Below are 10,194 nucleotides of genomic sequence, written 5' to 3' on the forward strand. Positions count from 1 at the left end.
TCGCGGGTAAACCCGCGCCTACAGTCGGCGCGGCCATTGTAGGGGCGGGTTTACCCGCGAAGAGGTCAGTACAGGTTTACATCAACGCGAGGCCAGCGCCGCGTAGCTGTTCATCAGGTTGCGGTAGTTGGGAATACGCTGCGACAGCAGGTTACCCAGCCCTTCGATGTCGTTGCGCCAGTCGCGGTGCAGTTCGCAGGCCACCGAGAACCAGTTCATCATCTGCGCACCCGCCTGGGTCATGCGCACCCAAGCCGCTTGCTGCACGGTTTCGTTGAAGGTGCCCGAGGCATCGGTCACCACGAACACTTCAAAGCCTTCCGCCAGCGCCGACAGGGTCGGGAAGGCGACGCACACATCGGTCACCACACCGGCGATGATCAGTTGCTTGCGGCCCGTGGCCTTGATTGCCTTTACGAAGTCTTCGTTGTCCCAGGCGTTGATCTGGCCCGGACGGGCAATGTAAGGCGCATCCGGAAACATTTCTTTCAGCTCGGGCACCAGCGGGCCATTCGGGCCTTGCTCGAAGCTGGTGGTGAGGATGGTCGGCAGGCCAAAGAACTTGGCCAGGTCGCCCAAAGCCAGCACGTTGTTCTTGAACTCATTGGGCGAAAAATCCTGCACCAGCGAGATCAGGCCGGTCTGGTGGTCGACCAGCAGCACCACGGCGTCGTCTTTGTTCAGGCGCTTGTAATCGGGTTGGCTCATGGGGGTGACTCCTTGGGTTGGGATAACGGGCCGGCACTGTCCGCAAGGGGTTATACCGGTGGATAGCTTCGGCTTAAGAAAGTACCTGCGCCTGCCGCCAGGCCTTGGGTGGCTGGCCGACCAGGCGGCTGAAAGCGCGGGTGAAATGGGCCTGGTCACAAAAGCCGCATTCCAGGCTCACATGGGTGATAGGCGCCTCGGTGGCGAGCAAGCGCTTGGCCTTTTCCATGCGCGCCAGCAGGCGCCAGGCCTGCGGCGAAAGACCGGTGTTGACTTTGAAGGCGCGGGAAAAGTGGCTGCGTGTGAGGTTGCATACCGCAGCGATCTCAATGATCGACAACGGGCTGTGCAACATCAGCTCCTTGGCCCGGCGCAGCCGCGCGGGCGTGAGTGCGCCGGGGGTTTGCAGCGGCGCTTCGGGCGTCCCAGGGTACATGGCGACTCTCCTGTTCAATGCAGAAAGTCTCGCCCCCGGCACATGACGAAGTCCTGAGCCAAACCTGAATTGTTGTTAATTGTGTGCTGCTGGCCCTAGGCGTTTTGCCGATACCTTAAGATGCGTTTCGTATTCAGCTTCTGGCCGCTACCTGCGGCCGGCATTCAAGGCGACAGAGGCATGCAGGAAAAACCCGCCCACCGCACCGTGGCCATGGTGCTGTTCAACGATGTGCTACTGCTGGATGTCACCGGCCCCATGGATGCATTCGCCATCGCCAACCGGTTCTTGCCTGCAGAACGACAATATCGGCTGCTGACCTTGGCCGAGGGGCAAGCAGTGGTGCGCGGCTCATGCGGCATGAAGGTGGTGGCAGACCAGCGCCTGGAGGACTTGCCGGAGGCCGTCGACCTGTTGCTGGTGCCGGGCGGCCCAGGGGCCTATGACACCGCCCTGCCAGGGATTGAGCGCTGGCTGCCCAAGGCCGTACGCCAGGCGAAGCGCTTCGGCGCCATCTGTACCGGGGTGTTCCTGCTGGGGCGGGCCGGGTTACTGAATGGCTATCGCTGCACCACCCACTGGAATTACGTGGAGCGCCTGGCACAGGCGTTTCCCGAAGCCAAGGTGGAGACCGAGCAGATCTACGTGATGGACCGCTGCCTGATCACCTCGGGCGGTATCACTGCAGGGATAGACCTGGCACTGGCGGTGGTCGCCGAGGACCATGGCAAGGCGCTGGCCCTGGAAGTGGCCAAGGTACTGCTGGTTGCCCGCCACCGTCAGGGCGGGCAGACACCCTACGGGCCGTTGCTGGCTGCGGTACCACGCGATGACTCGCCGATTGCCCGGGTACAGGCCTATATCGTCGACCACATCGAGCAGGCGTTCACCGTGCAGAAAATGGCCGAACTGGTGGCCATGAGCGGGCGCAACTTTGCCCGGACGTTTCAGCGTGAGGTGGGCATTACGCCGCTGCAGTACCTGCAGAATGCGCGCATCGATCGTGCGCGCAAGCTGCTCGAATGCGGTGACCTGCCGATGAAGGTGGTAGCGGCGCAGTGCGGGTTTGGCAGTGACCGACACATGCGCAAGGTATTCTTTGAGCGAATTGGCATGACGCCGGCGCAGTATCGGGCACAGTTTGGTGGCGGTGAACAGTCGGATTAGCGCTGCCTTCTTCGCGGGCGCGCCCGCTCCCACAGAGATAGCACAGGCCTTGAGGCCAAGTAAGCGCCGGCACCGATTGTCACCCTGAACAGGACAATGTTTCTTCCCGTCAGATGATTGTCTGACCCCACCCCACCCCTCAGAATTGTCCGTCAAACTGTTCGAACGCTGCCCCGGCAGCTCATGGAGTACGAGCCAATGCCACACGAAGGCAGCCTTCTACAAACTGCGGTGATCTTCCTGCTTGCCGCCGTCCTCGCCGTCCCCCTGGCCAAACGCCTGCAACTCGGTGCCGTGCTCGGCTACCTGCTCGCCGGTGTGGTCATCGGCCCGCAAGCACTTGGCCTGATTCGCGACACAGAAAGCGTGGCGCACATTTCCGAACTGGGCGTGGTCTTGCTGCTGTTCATCATCGGCCTGGAACTGTCGCCCAAACGCTTGTGGCTGATGCGCAAGTCGGTGTTTGGTGTCGGCACTGCCCAAGTGGTGCTGACCGGTGCAGTCATCGGCGCCATCGCCCTGTTCGGCTTCAGCCAGACGCTGCCAGCAGCCATCGTGCTCGGCTTGGGCCTGGCGCTTTCGTCCACCGCCCTTGGCCTGCAGAGCCTGGCCGAGAGCAAGCAGCTCAATGCACCGCACGGCCGTCTGGCGTTCGCCATCCTGTTGTTCCAGGACATCGCCGCGATCCCGCTGATCGCCTTGGTACCGCTGCTGGCCGCCAGTGGCCCGGACACCAGCCAAGGCGACAGCCTGCAACACGGCCTGAAGGTATTCGCCAGCATCGCCGTGGTGATCATCGGCGGTCGTTACCTGTTGCGCCCGGTGTTCCGCACCGTGGCGCGCACCGGCCTGCCGGAAGTGTCTACTGCCACCGCACTGCTGGTGGTGATCGGCACCGCCTGGCTGATGGAAGAAGCGGGTATCTCCATGGCCCTTGGCGCTTTCCTCGCCGGCCTGCTGCTGGCCGACTCGGAATACCGTCACGAGCTGGAATCGCAGATCGAACCCTTCAAGGGCCTGCTGCTGGGGCTGTTCTTCATCAGCGTGGGCATGGGCGCCAACCTGCGCCTGCTGCTGGAAATGCCACTGGTGGTGCTGGGCCTGACCCTGTTGCTGGTGGCCGTGAAGCTGCTGTTGCTGATAGGCGTCGGCCGCTGCGTCGGCGGCCTGAACAGCGCCAGCGCCCTGCGCCTGGGCATGGTGCTGGCGGCCGGTGGCGAGTTCGCCTTCGTGGTGTTCAAGCTGGGCAAGGACCAGGGCCTGTTCGACACCCAGACCTACGACCTGCTGCTGATGACCATTACCCTGTCGATGGCCATCACCCCGCTGCTGATGCTGGGTTGCGCCCGCGCCCTCAAACGCCCGCAACCGGCGCGTGAAGTGCCCGAGCAGTACAAGCAGATCCAGACGGATACACCGCGGGTGGTGATCGTCGGCATGGGCCGCATGGGCCAGATCGTCGCGCGCATCCTGCGGGCACAGAAGATCCCGTTCGTTGCCCTGGAAACCTCGGTGGACACCATCGAGATGACCCGCATGTTCGAACAGGTGCCGGTGTTCTACGGCGACCCGCTGCGCCCGGAGGTGTTGCACGCCGCCAAGGTGGGTGAAGCGGAGTATTTCATCATCACCATTGATGACCCTGAAGCCGCCATTCATACCGCCGCACGGGTGAAGCGCCTGTACCCTCACCTGAAGGTGCTGGCCCGGGCGCGTAACCGCCAGCATGTGCACAAATTGGCGGATGTGGGCGCCGAGCCGATTCGCGAGACGTTCTACTCCAGCCTGGAAATGACCCGCCGGGCACTGGTGGGGTTGGGCCTGAGCGATGAACAGGCGGCGGACCGCATTGCACGGTTTACCCAACATGACGAAGAGGTGCTGGAGGCCCAGGGGCAAGTGCGTGATGACCGGGCCAAGGTGATGCAGACGGCCAAGGAGGCGCGGGTGGAGCTGGAGCGGTTGTTTGATTCGGATGCGGATTGAGGCCTTTTGGCGCATGCCTTGAGGGTTGTAGTGCCTGTGAGATCGAGCGCCGCGCGGGCGGCGCTCGATCTCACGGGCGCCCAAAAACTATCGCCAGGCACCTGGAGGCCATCCTGCAATGTCCTGACGATCACCTCGCCGCCATGACGCGAACACACAAAAACCATCACAAATCGTCTAATTCTCAGCTGGGTCCTACTTCCCCGCGAACCATTTCCTACGTTCACGCCAATCCCAAGGAATTATCCTACACACCGTGTCGACGCCCGTCTGATTGTCCAGGGAAGGCCTGCTCTCTAGGCTAACCGGGTCGCTGTCGGTTCAGCGATCGGGTGTGGAAACCCGGATGTGATGAAGGGCTGCCGTTATGGCAGTTGTGCGCGTGAGGCCGTTTGGCCTACCGGCTTGCCTTCTCCCCGGTTTTCCACCCCGCGCACAACTGCCGCCTTCTGCGTGGAAACGGGTGGTTGCAGTTCAATCCTGGAGAAGGAATTGCCATGAAAAGAATCGTCCCCGATCCACCCCTCCCCAACACCACACAACGCTCTTTCAGCCGCTGCGATGCCGGCCATCCCCCATTGTTCACCGTAAACCCCGGCGTTTCCGCCCACGATGCCCTGGTGCATGTCGCCCAATACCTGCGCGGTGCCTACGACTGTGGCTACAAAGCCTTGGAGCATCTGGATGACACAGGCAAGAGCCTGTTCTGGAGCAACCTGAACGCACTCGAAATGGCAGAAGGGTTGGTTGAGGCATTGCTGGATGGGATTGAGTCACAGCCCATGAACTGAGTCGCCTGCACCGGCCCTTTCGCGGGCACGCCCGCTCCCACAGGTACTGCACTGGCGTTGAATCTTGCGCGATCCCTGTGGGAGCGGGCTTGCCCGCGAAGAGGCCGGTACAGCAAACAAAAAAAACCGGCTCCCTATAGAGAGAGCCGGCCTTTGTGCGCGTTGCTGATGGTTGATTACTTACCCGCAGTCAGCGCGTTATAGCTGGTCATCAGGTTGCGATAATCCGGAATGTGGTTGGAGCAAAGTGCAGCCAGCCCTTCGACATCGTTGCGCCAGTCGCGGTGCAGCTCGCAGGCCACGCCGAACCAGGTCATCAGTTGGGCACCCGCCTGGCTCATGCGGTCATGCGCGGCATCACGGGTCATTTCATTGAAGGTGCCGGAAGCATCGGTCACCACGAACACCTCAAATTCTTCCTCCAAGGCCGACAGCGCCGGGAACGCCACGCAAACCTCAGTCACAACACCTGCAATGATCAGCTGCTTCTTGCCGGTCGCCTTCACCGCCTTGACGAAGTCCTCGTTGTCCCAGGCGTTGATCTGGCCAGGGCGGGCAATGTACGGGGCATCTGGGAACAGGGCTTTCAGTTCCGGCACCAGCGGGCCGTTGGGGCCTTGCTCGAAGCTGGTGGTGAGGATGGTCGGCAGGTTGAAGAACTTGGCCAGGTCAGCCAGCGCCAGCACGTTGTTCTTGAACTTGTCCGGCTCGATATCGCGCACCAGCGACAGCAGGCCAGCCTGGTGGTCAACCAGCAGTACGGCAGCGTCGTCTTTGTTCAGGCGGTTGTAGGTGAATTTGCTCATGGTCTGTGCTCCCAAGGGTTATGAATTTTTCAGCAATCCGGGGTGTTTCGCGTTGATGGGCACAGATTAAAATCATCACCTTTGCGGCGGTAGTTAGCAGAATCTGGCTTTAGCGTTCTGATTTATGAACGATGGATTTGTAGGGGCTGTGCCGGCCTCTTCGCGGCTAAAGCCGCTCCTACAAGCGAAGAGGCCGGCACAGGCAACCAAATACCCGGAGACCGATCATTGGAAGACCTCAACTCCCTCTACTACTTCACCCAGGTCGTCGAACATGGCGGCTTCGCCCCGGCCGGGCGGGCGCTGGACATGCCCAAGTCAAAACTCAGCCGGCGAATCGCCGACCTTGAAGACCGCCTGGGTGTGCGGCTGTTGAACCGCACCAGCCGCCACTGCTCGCTGACCGAAATCGGCCAGGCCTACTACAACCGTTGCCTGGCCATGCGCGTGGAGGCCGAGGGTGCAGCAGAGATCATCGAGCGCAACCGCAGCGAACCGCGCGGCTTGGTCCGCATCAGCTGCCCGACCACCCTGCTCAACTCCTGGGTCGGGCCGATGCTGACCCGCTACATGCTCAAGTACCCGCAGGTGGAGCTGTTCATCGAAAGTACCAACCGCCGTGTCGACCTGTTGCACGAGGGCTTCGATATTGCTCTGCGGGTGCGCTTTCCGCCGCTGGAGAACACTGACATGGTGATGAAGGTGCTGAGCAACAGCACCCAGTGCCTGGTCGGTCAACCTCAATACCTGGCGCAACTGCCCAAAGGCTTTGATCCGCAGCTGCTGGGCACGCTACCCAGCGTGCATTGGGGCAGTGCCCAGCGCGAGTACCAGTGGGAACTGTTCCAGGGTGAGGACAACAGCCGCAGCATCGTCATCCCGCATACACCACGCATGGTGACTGATGACCTGTTTGCCTTGCGCCACTTCGTGGTAGCCGGAGTGGGGATTGCACACTTGCCGCGGGTGGCGGTGCGTGAGGACCTGGCGGCAGGACGCCTGGTTGAGCTGATCCCGGACTGGCACCCGCGTTGCGGCATCGTGCATGCGATCTTCCCATCGCGACGTGGGTTGCTGCCTTCGGTGCGAGCGCTGATCGATCATCTGGCTGAGGAGTTCGCCATCAGCGACATGGCTTGAGTGCCTGGCTGGCTGAGCCGGCCTCTTCGCGGGCCTGCCCGCGCCCACAGGTATTGCACAAGGCTCGGGGCCGGTGGTGGCCCTGTAGGAGCGGCCTTAGCCGCGAAAGGGCCGGTACAGGTAATGCAAATCCCCACCCAGCACACCCTTACAAGACCTTGGGTCTACGCTTCTTCCACACTCCCGGATCATCCCCCGGAGCCCCTCATGATCCGCGCCACTCACGGACCAGGCCGCGCCCTGCTCGCCACCCTCGCCCTCTGGCCGGCGCTGAGCCACGCCGAGGCGCCCGGCTGGTCGCTGCTCAGCCGCAACTATTTCCTGCACAGTGACTTCCGCTCGCCCTCCGGCAGCGGCCAGAACTACCGCCAGGAATGGGCCCAAGGCTTCATCGGCGAGGTGCGTTCCGGTTTCACCGAAGGCACTGTCGGCGTCGGCATCGATGCCCATGGCTTTCTTGGCCTCAAGCTCGACGGCGGCCGCGGCCATAGCGGCACCGGCCTACTGCCACGCGACAGCGATGGCCGCGCCGAGTCCGAGTACTCCAGCGCCGGTGCCGCGCTCAAAATGCAGTTAGGCAACACCCAACTGCGCTATGGCGAGATGATGGTGGAAACCCCGGTGTTCGACACCGGTGACAAACGCCTGCACCCGGAATACGCCACCGGCTGGTGGGTGGAAAACACCGACCAGCCCGACTGGCGCCTGCAGGCCGGGCGTTTCACTGCCTTCAACAACCAGGACAACAGCTCCACCCACGACGACTTCAACGGCTACGGCGCGACCACCCACAACCGGGCCATCAGCCTGGCCGGTGCCACCTTCGCACCCAACGGGCCGTTCGGCGCCGCAGTGTATGCCGGGCAGCTGGAAAACACCTGGCGCCAGGCCTACCTCAACCTGAACGTGGCCGAGGGCAACTGGCGCCTGGACGGCAACCTGTACAAAACCCGCGACACCGGCAACGCCAGCGCCGGGGCGATCGACACCCTCGCCTACAGCCTGCTGGCCAGGTACAGCTTCGGCGCACAGGCGCTGAGCCTGGCCTACCAGAAGGTCGAGGGCGACACCCCGTTCGACTTCGTCGGCGGCGACGCCATCTACCTGGCCAACGCGATCAAGTACGCCGACTTCAACGGCCCTGGCGAGCACTCGTGGCAACTGCGCTATGACCTGAACTTCGCCACCCTCGGCGCGCCTGGCCTGAGCCTGATGGGCCGCTATGTCAGCGGCCGCGGCATCGACGGCAGCCATGCGCCTGCGGGCGGCGCCTATGTGAACCAGTACGGCGACGGCGGCAAGCACTGGGAACGCGACATCGACCTGAAATACGTGGTGCAGTCGGGGGCTGCCAAGGACCTGAGCCTGTCGTTCTCCCACGTCAGCCACCGCGCCAACCAGGCCCAGGCGGGCAATGATATCGACCGCATCTACCTGATCATCGAATACCCACTCAAAGGCAGCTTCTGACATGAGTACATCCCCTTCAGGTGCCTGGAGCCCGTTGCGTAACACCACCTTCCGCATGCTGTGGATCGCCACCATCGCCTCCAACATCGGCACCTGGATGCACGAGGTGGGCGCCGGCTGGCTGATGACCACGCTGTCGGCCAGCCCGCTGCACGTGGCGTTGATCCAGGTAGCCGGCTCGTTGCCGATGTTCTTCCTAGCCCTGCCGGCGGGCGCAGCGGCGGACATCGTCGACAAACGCCGCTACCTGTTGCTGGTGCAGCTGTGGATGTCTTGCGTAGCGGTTGTGCTGGCGGCCCTGACCTTGCTCGGGATGATGAACGTCACCTTGCTGCTGGTGCTGACCCTGGCACTGGGCATCGGCACAGCGCTGATGATGCCGGCGTGGAGCGCACTGACACCGGAACTGGTGGGCAAGGAGGACCTGGCCAACGCGGTGGCGCTTTCCAGTGTCGGCATCAACGTGTCACGGGCCATCGGCCCGGCACTGGCGGGGGTGGTGGTGAGCATGGTCGGCCCGTGGCTGACCTTTGCCCTGAATGCCATCTCGTTTGCGGGTGTGATCCTGGTGTTGTTCCTGTGGAAGCGCGAGGTGAAGGAACCACTGCTGCCGGCCGAACGCTTCGTTGGCGCCATGCGCACTGGGCTGCGCTTTGCCCGCAGCGCCAAGCCTTTGCAGGCCGTGATGCTACGCGCGTTGGCGTTCTTTTTCTGCGCCAGCGCCGGCACTTCGCTGCTGCCGCTGATCGTGCGTGGCGAGATGCGCGGCACCGCAGCGGACTTCGGCCTGCTGCTGGCGGCCATCGGTATTGGCGCAGTGGCGGGTGCCACCTTGCTGCCGCGCCTGCGTGAGCGCATCAGCCGTGACCGCCTGGTGTTACTGGCCAGCCTGCTGTATGCCCTGTTCCTGCTGGCCCTGGCGCTGGTGCGAAACTTCTATGCGCTGCTGCCCGCGATGCTGCTCAGTGGCGCGGCGTGGATCGCGGTGCTGTCCAACCTGCAGGTGGCTGCACAGACTTCGGTGCCCGCCTGGGTACGGGCGCGGGCTTTGTCGGTATACATTCTGATTTTCTTCGGCGCCATGGCCTGTGGCGGCCTGCTGTGGGGCACACTGGCCAGCCATGCAACGATCACCTTCAGCCTGCTGCTGGCCGCAGGCGGCCTGGCGCTGGGCACCTTGCTGACCTGCAAGGTGGCGCTGCCGGAAACCGAGGCAGAGGAGCTGACGCCGTCGCTGCATTGGCCGGTGCCGGTATTGAGCGATGACATGGACAAGGAAGTCGGACCGGTGATGGTCACCGTCGAGTACCACATCGCCCCCACCAAGGCCGAGGCCTTCCAGCAGGCGGCGCGGGAGCTGGAAGCGATGCGCAAGCGCAATGGCGCATTGTCGTGGGGGTTGATGCGGGACAGTGCTGATCCGGCGTTGTGGCTGGAGTTCTTCTTCGAGGAGTCGTGGCTGGAGCATCTGCGGCATCACCACCGGGTGACCCGTGGTGAACTGAAGATCGAGGCGCGGGTCAGGATGCTGCAGACCGATGGGGTTGAAGTGCGGATTCGGCATTTGTTGGCTGGCGGGGAGCATAAGGCTCACCATTGATGCTGGCCTTGGCGGCCCGGTGGCGGGGGGATCCCCCCCGCGGGGCGGGGTTTGCCGCGGACCGGGCGGCCCAGCGGCCACAAAAAATAG

Annotated in this window: 9 protein-coding genes; 6 read left to right on the top strand and 3 right to left on the bottom strand. The window is 63.1% G+C overall.

What is annotated here, in order from left to right; all coding sequences use genetic code 11:
• Positions 1 to 81 precede the first annotated feature (81 nt).
• Positions 82 to 708, bottom strand: a complete 627-nt coding sequence (ycaC, locus tag I8746_RS21930; protein ID WP_003253573.1) for an isochorismate family cysteine hydrolase YcaC — start codon at positions 706 to 708, stop codon at positions 82 to 84.
• 73 nt (positions 709 to 781) lie between these two features.
• Positions 782 to 1,144, bottom strand: a complete 363-nt coding sequence (locus I8746_RS21935) for an AraC family transcriptional regulator (protein ID WP_012054076.1) — start codon at positions 1,142 to 1,144, stop codon at positions 782 to 784.
• A gap of 180 nt (positions 1,145 to 1,324) precedes the next feature.
• Here I8746_RS21935 and I8746_RS21940 point away from each other — a divergent pair, with 180 nt between their 5' ends.
• The 3 genes from I8746_RS21940 (at position 1,325) to I8746_RS21950 (ending at position 5,088) form a co-directional block, all read left to right on the top strand.
• A complete protein-coding gene (locus I8746_RS21940) occupies positions 1,325 to 2,311 on the top strand; it encodes a GlxA family transcriptional regulator (protein ID WP_014861340.1) in 987 nt (328 codons plus the stop codon).
• 198 nt (positions 2,312 to 2,509) lie between these two features.
• The gene (locus tag I8746_RS21945) at positions 2,510 to 4,297 is read left to right on the top strand and encodes a monovalent cation:proton antiporter-2 (CPA2) family protein (protein ID WP_012054078.1); all 1,788 of its coding nucleotides are present in this window, start codon (positions 2,510 to 2,512) and stop codon (positions 4,295 to 4,297) included.
• Positions 4,298 to 4,794: 497 nt separating this feature from the next.
• Positions 4,795 to 5,088, top strand: coding sequence for a hypothetical protein (locus I8746_RS21950; protein ID WP_012054079.1), 294 nt, complete (start codon positions 4,795 to 4,797; stop codon positions 5,086 to 5,088).
• Positions 5,089 to 5,264: 176 nt separating this feature from the next.
• Here the strand turns inward: I8746_RS21950 and ycaC (I8746_RS21955) are convergent, their stop codons facing one another.
• Complete coding sequence (ycaC, locus tag I8746_RS21955) at positions 5,265 to 5,894, bottom strand: isochorismate family cysteine hydrolase YcaC (protein WP_010955763.1); 630 nt, start codon at positions 5,892 to 5,894, stop codon at positions 5,265 to 5,267.
• Positions 5,895 to 6,122: 228 nt separating this feature from the next.
• Here ycaC (I8746_RS21955) and I8746_RS21960 point away from each other — a divergent pair, with 228 nt between their 5' ends.
• From I8746_RS21960 to I8746_RS21970, 3 genes are all read left to right on the top strand, one after another.
• The gene (locus I8746_RS21960) at positions 6,123 to 7,034 is read left to right on the top strand and encodes a LysR substrate-binding domain-containing protein (RefSeq protein ID WP_010955764.1); all 912 of its coding nucleotides are present in this window, start codon (positions 6,123 to 6,125) and stop codon (positions 7,032 to 7,034) included.
• 207 nt (positions 7,035 to 7,241) lie between these two features.
• Entirely contained in the window at positions 7,242 to 8,504 is a 1,263-nt protein-coding gene (locus I8746_RS21965) for an OprD family porin (RefSeq protein ID WP_221101054.1), read from the top strand.
• Position 8,505: 1 nt separating this feature from the next.
• Complete coding sequence (locus I8746_RS21970) at positions 8,506 to 10,104, top strand: MFS transporter (RefSeq protein ID WP_088512609.1); 1,599 nt, start codon at positions 8,506 to 8,508, stop codon at positions 10,102 to 10,104.
• Positions 10,105 to 10,194 lie beyond the last annotated feature (90 nt).

This window comes from Pseudomonas sp. USTB-Z, assembly GCF_019691255.1.
In the GTDB taxonomy this organism is placed as follows: Bacteria; Pseudomonadota; Gammaproteobacteria; order Pseudomonadales; family Pseudomonadaceae; genus Aquipseudomonas; species Aquipseudomonas alloputida.